Annotated in this window: 15 protein-coding genes and 1 tRNA gene; 9 read left to right on the top strand and 7 right to left on the bottom strand. The window is 65.0% G+C overall.

Annotated features, from left to right (window positions below):
- Positions 1-7 precede the first annotated feature (7 nt).
- From AN936_RS09050 to AN936_RS09025, 6 genes are read left to right on the top strand one after another with little or no spacing between them, the layout of a single operon-like run.
- Positions 8-400 carry a PaaI family thioesterase gene (locus tag AN936_RS09050; protein ID WP_054587871.1) on the top strand — a complete coding sequence of 131 codons (393 nt, stop codon included), beginning with the start codon at positions 8-10 and terminating at the stop codon, positions 398-400.
- Positions 388-1,125, top strand: a complete 738-nt coding sequence (gene recO, locus AN936_RS09045) for a DNA repair protein RecO (protein ID WP_054587870.1) — start codon at positions 388-390, stop codon at positions 1,123-1,125. The genes AN936_RS09050 and recO overlap by 13 nt, the downstream gene beginning before the upstream one ends.
- Before the next feature lie 48 nt (positions 1,126-1,173).
- Positions 1,174-2,220 (top strand): 3-isopropylmalate dehydrogenase, encoded by a 1,047-nt coding sequence (gene leuB / locus AN936_RS09040; protein WP_054587869.1) that lies wholly within the window; start codon positions 1,174-1,176, stop codon positions 2,218-2,220.
- A gap of 4 nt (positions 2,221-2,224) precedes the next feature.
- Positions 2,225-3,433 (top strand): trans-sulfuration enzyme family protein, encoded by a 1,209-nt coding sequence (locus tag AN936_RS09035; protein ID WP_054587868.1) that lies wholly within the window; start codon positions 2,225-2,227, stop codon positions 3,431-3,433.
- Positions 3,434-3,450: 17 nt separating this feature from the next.
- Positions 3,451-3,852 (top strand): Co2+/Mg2+ efflux protein ApaG, encoded by a 402-nt coding sequence (apaG, locus tag AN936_RS09030; protein ID WP_054587867.1) that lies wholly within the window; start codon positions 3,451-3,453, stop codon positions 3,850-3,852.
- Positions 3,849-4,640 carry a LysR substrate-binding domain-containing protein gene (locus AN936_RS09025; protein ID WP_054587866.1) on the top strand — a complete coding sequence of 264 codons (792 nt, stop codon included), beginning with the start codon at positions 3,849-3,851 and terminating at the stop codon, positions 4,638-4,640. The genes apaG and AN936_RS09025 overlap by 4 nt, the downstream gene beginning before the upstream one ends.
- Before the next feature lie 3 nt (positions 4,641-4,643).
- Here the strand turns inward: AN936_RS09025 and AN936_RS09020 are convergent, their stop codons facing one another.
- Together AN936_RS09020 and parE are read right to left on the bottom strand one after the other, a co-directional pair.
- Positions 4,644-5,957 (bottom strand): serine hydrolase, encoded by a 1,314-nt coding sequence (locus AN936_RS09020; RefSeq protein ID WP_054587865.1) that lies wholly within the window; start codon positions 5,955-5,957, stop codon positions 4,644-4,646.
- Between the two features lie 12 nt (positions 5,958-5,969).
- Positions 5,970-7,949, bottom strand: a complete 1,980-nt coding sequence (gene parE, locus AN936_RS09015; RefSeq protein ID WP_054587864.1) for a DNA topoisomerase IV subunit B — start codon at positions 7,947-7,949, stop codon at positions 5,970-5,972.
- A 170-nt stretch (positions 7,950-8,119) separates the two neighbouring features.
- Here parE and AN936_RS09010 point away from each other — a divergent pair, with 170 nt between their 5' ends.
- On the top strand, positions 8,120-8,965 hold the full coding sequence (locus AN936_RS09010) for an outer membrane protein (RefSeq protein WP_054587863.1): 846 nt from the start codon (positions 8,120-8,122) through the stop codon (positions 8,963-8,965).
- Between the two features lie 51 nt (positions 8,966-9,016).
- Here the strand turns inward: AN936_RS09010 and AN936_RS09005 are convergent, their stop codons facing one another.
- The gene (locus AN936_RS09005) at positions 9,017-9,415 is read right to left on the bottom strand and encodes a PaaI family thioesterase (RefSeq protein ID WP_054587862.1); all 399 of its coding nucleotides are present in this window, start codon (positions 9,413-9,415) and stop codon (positions 9,017-9,019) included.
- Positions 9,412-10,092 (bottom strand): GcrA family cell cycle regulator, encoded by a 681-nt coding sequence (locus tag AN936_RS09000; protein WP_054590185.1) that lies wholly within the window; start codon positions 10,090-10,092, stop codon positions 9,412-9,414. The genes AN936_RS09005 and AN936_RS09000 overlap by 4 nt, the downstream gene beginning before the upstream one ends.
- A gap of 111 nt (positions 10,093-10,203) precedes the next feature.
- On the opposite strand from AN936_RS09000, the gene AN936_RS08995 reads away from it, so the two are divergent.
- Positions 10,204-11,076, top strand: coding sequence for an ABC transporter permease (locus AN936_RS08995; RefSeq protein ID WP_054587861.1), 873 nt, complete (start codon positions 10,204-10,206; stop codon positions 11,074-11,076).
- Positions 11,077-11,085: 9 nt separating this feature from the next.
- On the opposite strand, the gene hspQ is transcribed toward AN936_RS08995, so the two are convergent.
- The gene (gene hspQ / locus AN936_RS08990; protein ID WP_054587860.1) at positions 11,086-11,460 is read right to left on the bottom strand and encodes a heat shock protein HspQ; all 375 of its coding nucleotides are present in this window, start codon (positions 11,458-11,460) and stop codon (positions 11,086-11,088) included.
- Positions 11,461-11,638: 178 nt separating this feature from the next.
- Here hspQ and AN936_RS08985 point away from each other — a divergent pair, with 178 nt between their 5' ends.
- Entirely contained in the window at positions 11,639-12,265 is a 627-nt protein-coding gene (locus AN936_RS08985) for a Yip1 family protein (RefSeq protein ID WP_054587859.1), read from the top strand.
- 65 nt (positions 12,266-12,330) lie between these two features.
- On the opposite strand, the gene AN936_RS08980 is transcribed toward AN936_RS08985, so the two are convergent.
- Together AN936_RS08980 and AN936_RS08975 are read right to left on the bottom strand one after the other, a co-directional pair.
- Positions 12,331-12,420: transfer RNA gene (locus tag AN936_RS08980), tRNA-Ser, on the bottom strand.
- Positions 12,421-12,509: 89 nt separating this feature from the next.
- Positions 12,510-15,758 (bottom strand): amidohydrolase family protein, encoded by a 3,249-nt coding sequence (locus tag AN936_RS08975; RefSeq protein WP_054587858.1) that lies wholly within the window; start codon positions 15,756-15,758, stop codon positions 12,510-12,512.
- Between the last annotated feature and the right edge of the window lie 73 nt (positions 15,759-15,831).

Genomic DNA, 15,831 nt, shown 5'->3' with positions numbered 1-15,831 from the left:
AAGGCCTATGGATTTCGCGGCGGTGATGCCGCTGGCGGGAACGCTGGGGGTGATGATCCACGAGGGCAGCAAGGAGCGCGTCGCCGGCAAGCTGCTGGTGCAGCGCGAAATCTGCACCGCGGGCAATATCGTCCACGGCGGCGCGATCATGGCCTTTGCCGACTGCCTCGGCGCGGTCGGCGCCTTCCTGACGCTGCCCGAGGGCGCGAGCGGCACGACGACGATCGAGAGCAAGACCAATTTCCTCGGCGCCGGGCCGGTCGGCGCGATGCTGGTCGGCGAAGCCACGCCGGTGAAGGTCGGTAAGCGCGTGTCGGTGTGGCAGACCCGGATTCGCACCGAAGAGGGCGCCGAGGTCGCGCTGGTGACGCAAACGCAGATGGTGCTTTGGCCAGCCTGACCGCCGAAGCCATCGTTTGCGCGGTGCGCACGCATGGCGAGCATGGCGCGATCGTGCGGGCGTTGACCGCCGAGGCAGGGCTAGTCGCGGGCTATGTCCGTGGCGCGCGGTCGCGGCGGGTCCGGCCGATCCTGGTGCCCGGCAATCTGGTGGCGCTCGAACTGCGGGCACGGACCGAGGAGCAACTGGCCGGGGCGACAGCAGAGCTGCTTGCGAGCCGGGCGCCGCTGCTCGCCGAACCGCTGGCGGCGGCGGCGATCGACTGGCTGACGAGCGTGACCGCGGCGATCCTTCCCGAAAGCCAGCCCTATCCGGCGCTTTACGCGGCATTGTCCGCGGTGCTCGACGCGATCGGCGTCGCGCCGTCGGCGCGGCAATGGGCGGCGGCGCTGGCGCGATACGAACTGCTGCTGCTCGCCGAACTCGGTTTCGGGCTCAATCTCGACGAATGCGTGGTGACCGGTACAGCCGATGATCTGGCGTTCGTCAGCCCGAAGTCGGGCGGCGCGGTGAGTGTCGGCGCAGCGGCCGGTTATGAACAAAGGCTGCTCCGCCTGCCGCCCTTTTTGCGCGGCGCGGATGTCGATCCGTCGCTCGCCGATGTGATCGACGGGCTGGTCATTACGGGCCTCTTTCTCGACCGCGATTTGCTCGAAGGCCGCAACCGCGACCTGCTTGCCGTAAGGGCACGGTTGATCGACCGCCTCAACAGGGCGGTTGCGTGACTCGCCGCCGCTCCCTAAGCGGCTGGCGAGATAGGAAAGGGCGAAGCGTTGAAGATCCTGTTGCTGGCCGGGGACGGCATTGGTCCGGAAATCATGGCGGAGGCCGAGAAGGTGCTTGCGGCGCTTACGCTGCCGGTGACGCTCGACCGCGCGCTGGTCGGCGGGGCGGCCTATGCAGCGACCGGCCATCCGCTGCCGCCCGAAACGCTCGCCAAGGCCAAGGCGGCCGACGGCATTCTCTTTGGCGCGGTCGGCGATCCGCGTTTCGACAATGTCGAGCGCCATTTGCGGCCCGAGCAGGCGATCCTCGGGCTGCGCTCCGAACTCGGGCTGTTCGCCAATCTGCGCCCGGCGAAGCTGTTTGCCGGTCTGGAGGACAGCTCGACGCTGCGCCCCGAGGTTGCCTCGGCGATCGACCTGTTGATCGTCCGCGAACTCAATGGCGACGTCTATTTCGGCGAAAAGGGCACGCGCACGACCGAGAGCGGCGAACGCGAGGGTTATGACATCATGTCATACAGCGAGAGCGAGGTGCGGCGCATCGCGCATGTCGCCTTCCGCGCCGCGCAGGGCCGGGCGAAGCGGCTATGCTCGGTCGACAAGGCCAACGTCCTCGAAACCTCGCAGCTCTGGCGCGATGTGGTGATCGAGGTCGCGGCCGACTATCCCGATGTGGCGCTCAGCCATATGTATGTCGACAATGCCGCAATGCAGCTGGTCCGCAATCCGGGCCAGTTCGACGTCGTCGTCACCGGCAATCTGTTCGGTGACATCTTGTCCGATCAGGCGTCGATGTGTGTCGGGTCGATCGGGCTGCTCGCTTCGGCTTCGCTCAGCGAGGGCAAGCAGGGACTGTACGAGCCTATCCATGGCAGCGCACCTGACATTGCCGGCAAGGGCATCGCCAATCCGCTGGCGATGATCCTGTCGCTCGCGATGCTGCTCCGCCATTCGGGCGGCGACGAAGCGAGTGCGGCGCGGATCGAGGCGGCGGTGGCAAAAGTCCTCGCCGATGGATGCCGCGGCGCCGATCTCGGCGGTACTCTGGGCACGGCGGCGCTGGGTGATGCGGTCGTGGCAGCTTTGAACGGGTGACGAGATGAAGAAGACGACGGGTTTCGATCGCAACAAGACGAAGAGCTGGCATCCGGCGACGCAGGCGGTACGCGGCGGGACGTGGCGCAGCGAGCATGGCGAGACGTCGGAAGCGCTCTTCCTGAGCTCCGGCTTTACCTATGAAAGTGCCGAAGAGGTTGCGGCGCGCTTTGCCGGCGAAGCGCAGGGCATGACCTATTCGCGGCTGCAGAACCCGACCGTCGCGATGCTCGAGGAACGTATCGCGCTGATGGAAGGCGCCGAAGCGTGCCGCACGCAGGCGACGGGCATGGCGGCGATGACGACCGCTTTGCTCTGCCAGCTATCGGCGGGCGACCATATCGTCGCGGCGAAGGCCGCGTTCGGCTCGTGCCGCTGGCTCGTCGATCATCTTTGTCCGCGCTTCGGGATCGAGACGACGGTTATCGACGGGCGCGACAATGACGCGTGGGAAAAGGCGATCCGGCCCAACACCAAGGTCTTCTTCTTCGAAACCCCGGCGAACCCGACAATGGATATCGTCGACATGAAGCATGTGTGCGGGCTGGCAAAGGCGCATGGCATCACCAGCGTCGTCGACAATGCCTTTGCGACTGCGGTGCTCCAGCGTCCGATGGATTTTGGTGCCGACGTCGTCGCCTATTCGGCGACCAAGCTGATGGACGGGCAGGGGCGGGTGCTCGCCGGCGCGGTGTGCGGCAGCGAAAAGTTCATCAACGACGTGCTGCTGCCGTTCCAGCGCAACACCGGACCGAACCTGTCGCCGTTCAATGCGTGGGTCGTGCTGAAGGGGCTCGAAACGCTCGATCTGCGGGCTCGGCGCCAGTCCGAAAATGCGCTCGCGGTCGGGAAAGCGATCGAGGGCCGTGTCGCGCGCATCCTGCATCCGGGGCTGGCCAGCCATCCGCAGCACAATCTAGCGAAAAGCCAGATGGAAGCCTGCGGACCAATCTTCTCCTTCATCCTCGACGGTGGCCGCGAGCAGGCGATGGCGTTCCTCAACGCGCTCGAACTCGTCGACATCAGCAACAATATCGGCGATTCGCGCAGCCTCTGCTGCCATCCGGCGTCGACCACCCATTATGGCGTCAGCGCCGAGGCGCGCGCCGATATGGGGGTCGTCGAGGGCATGCTGCGGATCAATATCGGGCTCGAGGATCCGCGCGACGTCATCGCCGATCTGGAGCAGGCATTGACCAAGGTCGGGCTTTAGGCGACTTTGGCGTGGTGATGATCGACTCCTTCTTTCCCTTTGCGGCGACCACCGGGTCGATCACGGTGCGCGTGTCGGTTAGCTATCTGCCCGAACAGTCGCACCCGGCGCTGGGACGCTGGTTCTGGGCTTATCATGTCCGGGTCGAAAATCACGGCGACGTGGCAGTGCAATTGTTGACGCGCCACTGGCGGATCAGCGACGGGCGTGGCCAGATCAGCGAGGTCGAGGGCGAAGGCGTCGTCGGCGAGCAGCCGCTGATCGGCCCCGGCGGCGCGTTCGACTATGTATCGGGCTGTCCGCTGCCGACGCCCGAAGGATCGATGGTGGGAAGCTATATGATGGAAATGGGTGACGGTTCGGAAATGCTGGTCGCCATTCCACATTTCCCGCTTGTGGCGCCTGCGACCGCGTCATGAAGCGCACCCACCTGCCGCTCAACGCGCTTCGCGTTTTCGATGCCGCTGCCCGGCACCTGAGCTTCACGCGTGCCGCCGACGAACTTGCGGTGACGCCGGCGGCGGTCGGCCAGCAGATTCGCGCGCTCGAGGATATGCTGGGCGTCGTGCTGTTCCGGCGAACCCCAAAGGGGCTGGAACTGACCGGGGAGGCCAATGCCGGACTCGACGCGCTGCGGCAGGGCTTCTTGCAGTTCGAGGAATCGGTGCGCGCGATGCAGGCAGGGCAATCGTCGCAGTCGCTGACGATCGCGGCGCCGCGCGACCTGACCGCCAAATGGCTGGCGCCGCGGCTTGCCCGCTACAGCCAGCAGGCGCCGGATGTCCGCTTCACGCTGGTTTCGGCCGATGCGGGGATCGACTTTACCGAGGCGAACCTCGATCTCGCGATCTTCTGGACCGACGGGGCGGGCGACCATGAGGGCGTGCCGCTGGCCGACGCGACGATGGTGACGGTCGCGGGGCCCGGCGTCGGCAGCGATACGCGCATCGCCTGGCCGGGCTGTCCGGTCGACGATGGCGAGCCGGCGCTGCGGCTCGGCGACGCGGGGCTGGCGATCGATGCCGCGGCGAACGGGCTGGGGCAGGCGAATGTCCCGGCGATGCTCGCCGAGGCCGACATCGCGGCGGGCCGGGTGCGGCTGGTGCAGGAACCCTTTGCGGTTAAGCGCGGCTATTGGCTCGTCGCGCCGACGCCGCAGTGGCGGCAGGCCAAGGTCAAGGCGCTGGTGGCGGCTTTGACCGCCTGATCCCTATTTCGCGGCGAGCGCCAGCAGCCGCGTGACGAAGCCGACCAACTTGTCGGCGTCGAGGTTGGCCTTCGGATCGTTCCAGCTTGCGGTCACCACGAACCATTTGCCGTCGGCCTTGCGCTCGCCGAGCAGGCTCATCGACAGCACGCCATTTTCCGAGCCGCCCTTGTAACCGAGATAGCGCCACGGCTCGCCTGCGGCCGGGCCGACGCCATTGTTGATGGCGAGCACCGACATCAGCGTCGTCGAGCGACGCGCCCGCAGGTTGATAAAGGCGCGTGCGATATCGTTCGGGCTGGCAAACCATTCGAGGCTGTCGATGAAACGCGGGCCGTCGATGAAGCTGACCCCGTCGACGTTGGCCAGAACCAGCCGACCGCGGTTCGCATCGATCAGTTTGCGCTGCGCCTTGTCGTCGCTAGCGATAAAAGCGGGGCGGATATCGGCGAAATTATTTCCTTTGAGGGCGAAGGCTTCGACCGTCGTCAGGAAGGGAATATTGCGCGACGGATCGCTATGCCCGGCGGCGCGCATCCGTGCCTCGATCCGTTCGCGGCCGAGGAGATGGATCAGCGTGTCGGTCGCGCCATTGTCGCTCACCGAGATCATCCAGTTGGCGAGCGTCTGAAGCGTGACCGGCGTGTCTTTTGGCCAATTCGCGGTACCGGCCGAGGAAAAGCTGAGGTGCGACAGCGGCGCGACATCGCTCCATTGGCGTTCGCCAGCGGCGATCTGCGCCGCGAGTTCGTCGAGGACATAGAGTTTGAAGGTCGATCCAATGGCGAATTGCTTGTCGCTATTTGCCATCGCGAGCGGGCGAATGGCCGCGCCATCGAGTTCGGCGACGAGGAAACCTGTGTTGCCCGGCAGGGCGGCGAGTTCGGCCGCGACGCGATCATAGCTGTCGTCGGCCATCTGGAACCCGGTGAGGCGCAGGCCGATGACGCGCTCGTCGGCATCGGCGCCGACGTCGAGCGTCACGCTGCCGATGCCTTTTTCGAAGCGCAATTGCAGCGTTCCCGACCGGCCGTCCTTCGATGTCGCGTGCTCGACGGCGACCGCGCGGCCATATTGGGCGATCAGGCTGGCGGTCATCGTCTTGAATTGCGCTTCGGGGATAGCCTGCTGGAAGGAAGGCGCGAAATAGTCGGCAAAGGCGATCTTGCCGTTGAGCAGGTCGACAAGTTCGCCTGCGCGCCGGTCGAATGCTGTCGTCTGGGCGCTTTGCGTTTCGGGCGTTTGCGCGCTCGCGGTCATGGGAAGCCAGACAGCGCATAATGCCGCTGCGATCAGGCCATACCATCGGTTGCGCATAGGGCTCTCTCCTCAGGCGTCGATCGCTGCCTCGTCGAGGCTCGCGGCATTGGCCTGGATGAACTGGAAGCGATGCTCGGGGTGTTTGCCCATCAGCCGGTCGACCAGATCCTTGACGAGATGGCGTTCCTCATATTCCTGCGGCAGCGTGACGCGAAGCATCGAACGCGTTGCCGGGTCCATTGTCGTTTCTTTGAGCTGGTTGGGGTTCATTTCTCCCAAGCCCTTGAAGCGGCCGACCTCGACCTTCTTGCCCTTGAACATCGTCGCCTCGAGCTCGGCGCGATGCTCGTCGTCGCGCGCATAGGCCGAGGTGCTGCCTGCCGTGAGGCGGTAGAGCGGCGGCTGCGCCAGATAGACATGGCCGTTGCGGACGATGTCGGGCATTTCCTGAAAGAAGAAGGTCATGAGCAAGGTCGCGATATGCGCGCCGTCGACGTCAGCATCGGTCATGATGACGATCTTTTCGTAGCGCAGCCGGTCGGCGTCGCAATCCTTGCGCATGCCGCAGCCCAGCGCGAGGGCGAGGTCGGCGATTTCCTGATTGGCGCGGATCTTGTCGGTACTGGCGCTGGCGACGTTCAATATCTTGCCGCGGATCGGCAGGATCGCCTGCGTCTTGCGGTCGCGCGCCTGCTTGGCGCTGCCGCCGGCGCTGTCGCCTTCGACGATAAACAATTCAGTGCCTTCGGGGCCGTCATTCGCACAGTCGGTGAGCTTGCCGGGTAGGCGAAGCTTGCGCGCGCTCGTCGCGGTCTTGCGCTTGACCTCGCGCTCCGCCTTGCGCTTGAGCCGCTCGTCCATGCGTTCGAGGATCAGGCCGAGCAGCGCGCGGCCACGATCCATATTATCCGACAGGAAATGGTCGAAATGGTCGCGCACCGCGTTTTCGGTGAAACGCGCCGCCTCGGGGCTCGACAGCCGGTCCTTGGTCTGGCTCTGGAACTGCGGGTCGCGGATGAACACCGACAGCATCATCTCGCCGCCGTTGAAGACATCTTCGGCAGTGATCTGCGCTGCCTTTTTCTGGCCGATGAGTTCGCCGAATGCCCGCAGGCCCTTGGTCAGCGCGGCGCGCAGCCCGGCTTCATGGGTGCCGCCGGCAGGCGTCGGGATGGTGTTGCAATACCAACTATACGATCCGTCGGACCATAACGGCCAGGCGATCGCCCATTCGGCGCGGCCCTGATCGCCGGGGAAATCCTGCCGTCCGACGAAGGGCTCGGCGGTCGCGCATTCGCGGGTGCCGATCTGTTCCTTGAGGTGATCGGCAAGCCCGCCGGGGAACTGGAACACCGCCTCGGCAGGCGTATCGTCGCCGATCAGCTCGGGGGCGCATTTCCAGCGGATTTCGACGCCGGCGAACAGATAGGCCTTCGACCGCGCCATGCGATAGAGGCGCTGCGGCTTGAAACGGCCATGCTCGCCGAAGATTTCCGGATCGGGAACGAAGGACACGCTGGTACCACGGCGGTTAGGCGTCGGTCCGAGCTCTTCCAGCGGCGCGAGCGGCGTACCGCGCGAAAAGCGCTGACGGTAAAGCTGTTTGCCGCGCGCGACCTCGATCTCGGTATCGACCGACAGCGCGTTGACGACGCTGACCCCGACGCCGTGCAGACCGCCCGACGTTGCATAAGCCTTGCCTTCGAACTTGCCGCCCGAATGGAGCATGGTCAGGATCACTTCGAGCGCTGATTTGCCCGGGAATTTCGGATGCGGGTCGACCGGCATGCCGCGGCCATTGTCGACGATGGTCAGGCGATTGCCGACATCGAGCGTCACCTCGATCCGGTTCGCATGGCCTGCGACGGCCTCGTCCATGCTGTTGTCGATGACCTCGGCGGCGAGGTGGTGCAACGCGCGTTCGTCGGTGCCGCCGATATACATGCCGGGGCGGCGGCGAACGGGCTCAAGCCCTTCGAGCACCTCGATCTGAGAGGCATTGTAGCTGTCGGTCGCGGGGGCGGAGCTGTCGAACAAATCGTGACTCATATGCTGGCTATAGGGGGCCGGAATGGCCGCTGGCAAGCGCGGTTTTCAGGGCCTCGGGCATATCTCGCGCCGGGCTCGGTTCATCGCATTTCCCGGTTGGCGGGGAACTTTGGATTGGAGGGAGGGTTTGGCTCCTGACTGCAAAGTCATCAAAAAGTGGAGTAATAACAATGAAATTCACTTCTCTCCTCGCCGCTGCGGCGGTCAGCGCGTTTGCCGTTCCCGCCATGGCCCAAGACACAACGGGCGGCGGCCGCGACACCTCGCAGGACTTCAACGGACCCTATATCGCCCTCGGCGGCGGCTACACCGTTCAGGGCAACGACCGCCGCGAAACGCTGGTCTTCGACAATGATCTCGACGGCACCTACGGTGACACCGTGAACACTTCGGGCGGCGCCAATGCCTTCTCGCCGGGCTTCTGTAACGGCGCCGCGACCGGCACCGCCAATCAGGGCTGCCGCAACGACAAGGACGGTCCCGAATATTTCGCCCGCGTCGGCTATGACCGCCGCATGGGCAATTTCGTCGTCGGTGCGGTCCTCGAAGGCGGTCGCAGCGAGGCCCGCGACAGCGTATCGGGTTTTTCCACCACCCCCGCGGCCTACACGATGAGCCGTGAGGCCGATTATCAGGCGGGCGCCCGTCTGCGTGCCGGTTACACGCCCGGCGGCGGCGCGCTTTTCTATGTCACCGGCGGCGGCGCCTATGCGCGGCTCGACAACAAGTTCGTGACGACCAACACCGCGAACAGCTTTGCCGACAATGGCAAGACCAATGCCTGGGGCTATTCGGCTGGCGGCGGTGCGGAGATCATGGTCACGAACAACATCGGACTTGGCCTCGAGTATCTCTATACCGACGTGAAGGACAAGGATTATACGGTGAATGTCGGCCCGGGCACCGCCCCGGCGACCAACCCCTTCCTGATCGAAGCGGGCGGCACCGATATCCAGCGCAGTGATCCGCATTTCCGGACGCACAGCATCCGGGGAACCGTGAGCTTCCGCTTCTGACCTCTTGGGAGCCGGAAGGAGGCGTCGGATCGCAAGATCCGGCGCCTTTCCCTATGCGGCGGCCGGCGCCGCGAAGATCGCGAAATTGCCGTTCGCGCTGCTGACCAGACGACCTTCCTGATAAAGGCGCGCGTCGACATTGGCGATGCGCTTGCCGCGGTGCAGGACCTCGGCTTCGCAGGTCAGGCGGCCTTCGCCGACGCGGACATGATAGTTGAACTTGATTTCAAGCGTCGCGCACCATTGGTCGTCGCCGAGCAGGCTGGTGAGCGCGCCGCCCATCGCCGTATCGGCCAGCGAATAGGCGACGCCGCCATGCGCTGCACCCTGCGGGCTGAAATGACGCGCCGGATCGATATCGATCGCCATCGTGCAACGCCCGTCGCCACGCTCGACCATCTGGAAGCCGAGCATGCGCGCAAATTCGAACTCCTGCCCGAAGGGCTTCACCGGACGCGCGGTCCGCCGAACGGCGGGGGCGGGGGCGGGCGGCGCGTACCGCGCGGCAGTTGCGCCTGATAGGCGCGGCCGCAATGCTCGACGCAATAGGGGAAGCCGGGGTTCACCGCTTCGCCGCAGAAATGGAAATCGGGCTCGCCCGGATGCCCCATCGGCCAGCGGCAGATGCGGTCGTTGAGATCGAGCAGGCTCGTCTTGTCGGCAATCTCCGGGCTCGGCTTCGCGGGCACGAGGCGGCGCGGCGGTGCGGGCGGGATCGGCGCCTGCTGATCGCCGGGGCCCTGGCGGATGAAGCCGCCGGGGCCGATCGAGACGATGCGCGGCGCGTCGGGCTTCGGCGGCGCGTCGCCGGCGGCGGGGCTTTCCGCCGCGTCGACCGCGGGCTTGGGTTCGGGCCTCGCCGGCGCCACCGGGCGCGGCGCGACAGGCGCTGCCGCACGCGGGGCAGGCGGCGGCGCTGCCGGCTTGGGCGCAGCGGGCTTGGGAGCCTTGGCGACCTTCTCGGTCGCCTTCACGGGCGAGGGCCGCGATTTGAGGCCGAGGCGATGCGCCTTGCCGATCACCGCATTGCGGCTCACGCCGCCGAGTTCGTCGGCGATCTGGCTGGCCGTGAGGCCCTTTTCCCACATGCTGCGCAGGCTTTCGATGCGCTCATCGGTCCATGACATGTTCAATTCCTCATCATTCCACGCCGCGGGCCGTTCGGCGATCCGGTTCGGGATCGGCTCCGTCACGGCCCAGCTTGCGGTAGGATCGGGGAGGCGATAGGCGAGAACGCCATGAACGACCAGCCCCAAATTTCGCACTCCGACTCGGGCGATTTCGCCGCAGTTCCGGCTTTCGCCGAGCCGGGCGTCCCGCATATCCACACCCTGAACGTTCCGGGCATGCAGGCCCTATATGTCAAGGAGGTGCGGCGGTTTTTCAAGGTGCAGCTGCAAACTATCTGGGCCCCGGCGATCACCACCCTTTTGTTCCTTGTCATTTTCACCGTTGCGCTGGGCGGCGCCGGGCGCACGGTCATCGGGGTGCCCTTCGCCGATTTCATCGCGCCGGGGCTGATCATGATGGCGATGCTGCAGAACAGCTTCGCCAATTCCAGCTTTTCGCTGCTCGTCGGCAAGATTCAGGGGACGATCGTCGACTATCTGATGCCGCCGCTCGCGGTCGGCGAGCTGATCATTGCGCTGATCGGGGCGGCGATCACCCGCGCGATCCTCGTCGGGCTGGCGCTGTGGCTGGCGATGCTGCTGTGGCCCGGCGTCCATGTGATCCCCCACCATTTGTGGGCGGTGGCGCTGTTCGGAGTGCTGGGTGCCGCAATGCTCGGCTTCCTCGGTCTGATTACCTCGGTCTGGGCCGAGAAGTTCGACCATGCGGCGGCGGTGACGAACTTTGTCGTCACCCCGCTCGCGCTGCTGTCGGGGACCTTTTATTCGGTCGACCGATTGGCGCCCTGGTTCCAGTCGATCGCGCACGGCAACCCGGTCTATTATGCGATCATGGGTTTTCGCTACGGCTTCATCGGCACCGTCGATTCCACGATCGCCAACCCGGTCCTCACCGCGGCGCTGGCGCTGGTCGCAGTCAACATCGTGCTCGGCGTGCTGACCTATCGCCTGCTCGCGTCGGGCTGGAAATTGAAAGCCTGATCTTGCCGATCAGTGGCGATGGATCGCCCGGATGCGGTACCGCCCGCGTTCGAGCCCGTCGAACATCGCGTCGATCTGCGGATGGTCGATCGGTCCGCCGTCGCCGTCGGCGACCAGATTCTGCTGGCTGACATAGGCGATATAGGAGGAATCCTCGCTCTCGGCGAGCAGGTGGTAATAGGGTTGTTCCTTCGCGGGGCGGATGGCCTCGGGGATCGCCTCATACCATTCGTCGCTGTTCGCGAAGACCGGATCGATATCGAACACGACGCCGCGGAAATCGAACATGCGGTGACGCACGATATCGCCCGGCGCAAAGCGTGCGCGTTCGATCAGCGGCGCGGTAACCGCTTTGGGAAGTTCGGAAGAGGATTCGGGCGTCATAGGAACAATCTATGGCGGTTTACGCCTGTTTCAAGTCCGTTAAGTTCATGCACGCTGCGGTTTGCCGAATCGGGCTGTGATCGAGGTTACAGAAGTATCGGCCGTTCAGGCTAAATGCTCGTGCCGCTTCGCATCTCCGTATGAGGTTGCGGGCCGCCATCATCAGGGGAGACGCATTATGGCCGACCTACCACCCAATAGCTCCAGCCCGGCTTCGGGCATCGTGCAGCGGGCAAAGGATATCATTCTGAAGCCGAAAGAGACTTGGCCCGTCATCGCCGCGGAGCCTGCCACGACCCAGTCCGTCTTTGTGCCCTACGTCGTCGTGCTGGCCGCGATCGGCCCTGTCGCGCAGTTCATCGGCGGGCAGATTTTCGGATTTACCGCTTTCGGAATCACCTATCACCCGCCGATCGGAAGTGCGCTGGTTTCGGCGATACTGTCCTATGGCCTGACCTTCGCGACCGTCTTCATCCTCGCGCTCGTCATCGACGGGCTGGCGCCGAATTTCGGCGGACAAAAGGATCAGGTCCAGGCGCTCAAGGTCGCTGCCTATTCGGCGACCGCGGGCTGGGTCGGCGGCATTTTCGGGCTGCTTCCCGCGCTCGCGCTGGTCGGGGCGCTGTTCGCACTGTACGGCCTCTATCTTCTCTACCTCGGCCTGCCGGTGCTGATGAAAGTGCCGCAGGAAAAGGCGCTCGGCTATACGGTGGTGGTCGTCGTCGTCGCGATCGTGCTGTTCCTGATCGTCGGGGCGGTCGTCGGCGCACTGACCGCGCCTTCGCTGCTCAGCGTCAGGGGCTGACGCGCGCCAGCCGTCCCGGCAAAGTCCGGGGCGGCTGTCCGCCGCCGGTCGATTTCAAGGTAAAATGGAGGAGAGTGAGGGATTCGAACCCTCGGTACCGTTGCCGGCACTTCGCATTTCGAGTGCGACGCTTTCGACCACTCAGCCAACTCTCCTCGCTGAGGCAGACGCCCCTAGCGGCGCCCCGCGCGACTTGCAACCCTCTCGTCACAAAATCGCGGCGGATTGCCGGATTCGAGGATGATCATGGTTTGTCCGCCTCCCACCAATAGGGCTCGCGCTTGCGGCTACCTGTCTCCGCCTCGTTCATCGTCAGCGGATCGTAGAGCCGTCCGCCGAGCATCACCCGGTGGATCTGTTCGGTATTGCGGATGTTTTCCGTCGGGTCGGCGTCGAGGATCAGCAGGTCGGCGAGCTTGCCCGCCTCGAGCGATCCGACATCCTTCGCGTAGCCGAGCGCGGTTGCCGGCATGATCGTCGCGGCGCGCAACGCATCGATGTTGCTCCAGCCGCCGCGGACGAAGGACCATATCTCCCAGTGCGCGCCCACGCCGGCCTGCTGGCCGTGCGCGCCGATCGATACGTTGCGACCGGTGGCGGCAATCTTGGCGGCTTCGCGTGCCGAATCGTCGTCGACATAATCGCCTTCCGGCGCGATGACGCGGCGCTTGTTGTCGGCGGCGAGGATCGTCGGCGGGATATGCCGCGCGAGGATCGGCTGTTCCCAGACATTGGTATGCGCGCGCCAATAGGGATCGCCCGCAGGCCCGCCGTAAGTAACGACGAGCGTCGGCGTATAATCGACCTGCGTCTGGCCCCAGAGCTGCACCAGATCCTTGTAGAAGGTGTGGAGCGGGACGTTATGCTCGACGGTCGAGTTGCCGTCCTGGATCAGCGTCACGTCCTGCGTGTAGAGCGAGCCGCCTTCGGGCACGACGGTGATCCCTTCGGCCTGCGCGGCACGCACGACCATCTGGCGCTGTTCGCGCCGCGGCTGGTTGTAATTCTTGACGCTGTACGCCCCTTGCGCCTTCAGCCGCCGGACATGCGCGAGCGCGTCGTCGTAGCTGTTGATCTCCGAATAGCTCGTCAGCGACTTGGCGCCGTAAATGACCTCGCCGGTCGAAAAGATGCGCGGTGCGAGGATCAGCCCGGCGCGCTGCATTTCGGACGAGACGAAGATTTCGGCGGCGCGCGACGACGGGTTGTGGCTAGTGGTCGTGCCCATCGCGAGATTGACGAGTTCGGACCAGTTCTGTTGCGGTACCAGTTCGTCGTCGCCATGCGGGCCGTGCGCGTGACCATCGACGAAGCCGGGGACGATCGTCTTGCCGGTGGCGTCGATGACCACCGCATCGGCGGGCAACGGCCTTCTCGCCGCGTCGGCGGGACCGACGAAGACGACCCGGTCGCCTTCGATATCGATCACGCCATTCTCGATGACGCCGCCATCCTTGCCGGCCATGGTGAGGATCTTTGCGCCGCGGATTACGACGGACCCTTTGTGCTTCGATGCCGTCTGTGTCATCGACAGCGACACGCCATCGACGGGCGGGGTAAATTTCGGCGCTTTGTCGTCGCTCGGCGCGGTGGCGAAGAAGCTGGCAAGGTCGGCGCTGAACAATGTCGGACCGCGCGTCCAGTGGAGACGGCTGCCGCCGTTCGACCAGTGGATATAATCGGCGCCGCTGCCGCTGACCCGGGTAACGGGGAGGGCGCCGCTCTTCGTCCCCAGCGAGACGTCCTGCCCGCCGGGCATCAGCGGTGTGACATAGGCGTCGAAATTCTCCCGGAAAGCCAGCGTGCGGCCATCGGGGGAAATCTCGTAATCGCTGACCAGTTCGCCATTGGCGTGGACGCGTTTGTCCTGGCCGCTGAGGTCGGTGCTGACGAGCTGGCTTTTGCTGTCGGCAACGACGATCATGAAGACACGGTCGTTGTCCGCACCGAACTGGGGTTTGGCGCCATTATCGGCGACGCGATCGGGTGTGCCTCCCGAAGCCGCGACGCGATAGATGCCGGGATTGTCGCCCCAGCGCTCGGAGGTCAGGTTGCCGCCGGCCCGGCGCTCGAAGACGATCGTCTGACCGTCGGGTGAGAAGCGCGGTTCGGCATAATGGCCGGGGGTAGCCGTGATCTTGCGCGAGGCGCCACCGCCTGCACCGACGACGTGCACTTCGCCAAGCCCGGTGTCGGTCCAGCGGACGAAGACGACCGAGCGGCTGTCGCGCGACCAGCTCGGCCACATTTCGAATGCGCCGTCTTTTGCCGTAGTCAGCCGCCGCGCGGTGCCGCCGGTCGCGGGCTTGACCCACAATTTGCCGAGCGTTTCGAACACGACCTGTCGTCCGTCGGGCGACACTTCGGCCCAGCGCGGCATCTTCGTCGCGAAACTGTCGGGTGCGACTTCGACGGCGGGATGCGTTGCGTCGACGATCACGCGATCGTCGTTGATGCTGAAGGGGATGACGCGCGCTTCGCCGCCATTGCCGCTCACGCGGCGCAGCTTGCCGCCGGCCCAGAAGACGATGTCGCCGCTGTCGGGGGTCCATGCCATATTCGGATAGACGCCGGTCACCGCCCAGGTTTCCTGAACATCCTGATCGAGCGCGTCGTAAACCTTGCGCTCGATGCCCGAGGCGAGGTCCTTGACGTAAAGCTTTGAATCCATGCCTTCGCGGCGAACGAAGGCGAGGCGCTTGCCGTCTGGCGAAGGCGTCGGACGAACCGCGCCGCCAGCCCCCGACGCGGCCGTCGTGACCTCGCCGTCGTTCAGATCATAACGTTCGATGTGAAAGAGGTCGGTGTTGCTGTCCTGCGCATATTCGAAGATCGGTCCCGGCGTGACGTTGCGCGTGTAATAGATGCCCTTGCCGTCGGCCGCGAAGACCGGTTCACCGAGCTCCTTCTGATGCTTTTCGCTCACTCGTTTGACCAAGGGCACGCCGGCGCCGCCCGAAACATGATACATCCACACCTCGCCGGTCCCGAGCGAGCGCCCCGTCGTGAAATGTTTCTTGGCGACGATGAACTGGCCGTCGGGGCTCCAGCCCGGCTGATTGAGAAGGCGGAAATCCTCCTTGCTGAGCTGGCGCCGGTCACTCCCGTCGCGCTTCATGATCCAGATATTGTCGCCGCCACCAGCGTCCGAAACGAAAGCGATGCGGCGGCCGTCGGGCGAAAAGCGCGGCTGATGCTCATAAGCCAGTCCCGCCGCGATCCGCGTTGGCGTGCCGCCCTCGATGGGCATGGTATAGATATCACCGAGCAGGTCGAACGCGATGGTACGGCCGTCGGGGGCGACGTCGACATTCATCCAGCTGCCTTCGTCGACGGTAATCGGAACCTTGCGGGTCGTCATGCCCGGCGGCGCATTGACGTCCCACTTTTCCGCCTTTGCATCGGCCGCTGCAGCCGCGGGCGCGGCCTGTTGTGCGAATACCGAGGTTGAACAGGCCAGTGTCGCCAGAACGGCGAGGGTGAAACGCGTCATATAACATCCCCTGTCGAAATTATCGGGCGACCATATGGTTGAAGTCCGGACTTGCAAGTGACAGTCTTCGACG

The organism is Sphingopyxis macrogoltabida (assembly GCF_001307295.1).
In the GTDB taxonomy this organism is placed as follows: Bacteria; Pseudomonadota; Alphaproteobacteria; order Sphingomonadales; family Sphingomonadaceae; genus Sphingopyxis; species Sphingopyxis macrogoltabida_B.
The sequence above is the reverse complement of the archived record's forward strand: the minus strand, read 5'-3'. Positions and strand labels throughout refer to the sequence as shown.

Coding starts and splice junctions, on each gene's coding strand:
- hspQ (WP_054587860.1), bottom strand. CDS start 11,460: ATGACGCCCGAATCCTCTTCCGAACTTCCCAAAGCGGTTACCGCGCCG.
- AN936_RS09025 (WP_054587866.1), top strand. CDS start 3,849: ATGAAGCGCACCCACCTGCCGCTCAACGCGCTTCGCGTTTTCGATGCC.
- AN936_RS09020 (WP_054587865.1), bottom strand. CDS start 5,957: ATGCGCAACCGATGGTATGGCCTGATCGCAGCGGCATTATGCGCTGTC.
- AN936_RS09035 (WP_054587868.1), top strand. CDS start 2,225: ATGAAGAAGACGACGGGTTTCGATCGCAACAAGACGAAGAGCTGGCAT.
- AN936_RS08975 (WP_054587858.1), bottom strand. CDS start 15,758: ATGACGCGTTTCACCCTCGCCGTTCTGGCGACACTGGCCTGTTCAACC.
- parE (WP_054587864.1), bottom strand. CDS start 7,949: ATGAGTCACGATTTGTTCGACAGCTCCGCCCCCGCGACCGACAGCTAC.
- AN936_RS09000 (WP_054590185.1), bottom strand. CDS start 10,092: ATGTCATGGACCGATGAGCGCATCGAAAGCCTGCGCAGCATGTGGGAA.
- AN936_RS09010 (WP_054587863.1), top strand. CDS start 8,120: ATGAAATTCACTTCTCTCCTCGCCGCTGCGGCGGTCAGCGCGTTTGCC.
- apaG (WP_054587867.1), top strand. CDS start 3,451: ATGATCGACTCCTTCTTTCCCTTTGCGGCGACCACCGGGTCGATCACG.
- AN936_RS08985 (WP_054587859.1), top strand. CDS start 11,639: ATGGCCGACCTACCACCCAATAGCTCCAGCCCGGCTTCGGGCATCGTG.
- AN936_RS09050 (WP_054587871.1), top strand. CDS start 8: ATGGATTTCGCGGCGGTGATGCCGCTGGCGGGAACGCTGGGGGTGATG.
- AN936_RS08995 (WP_054587861.1), top strand. CDS start 10,204: ATGAACGACCAGCCCCAAATTTCGCACTCCGACTCGGGCGATTTCGCC.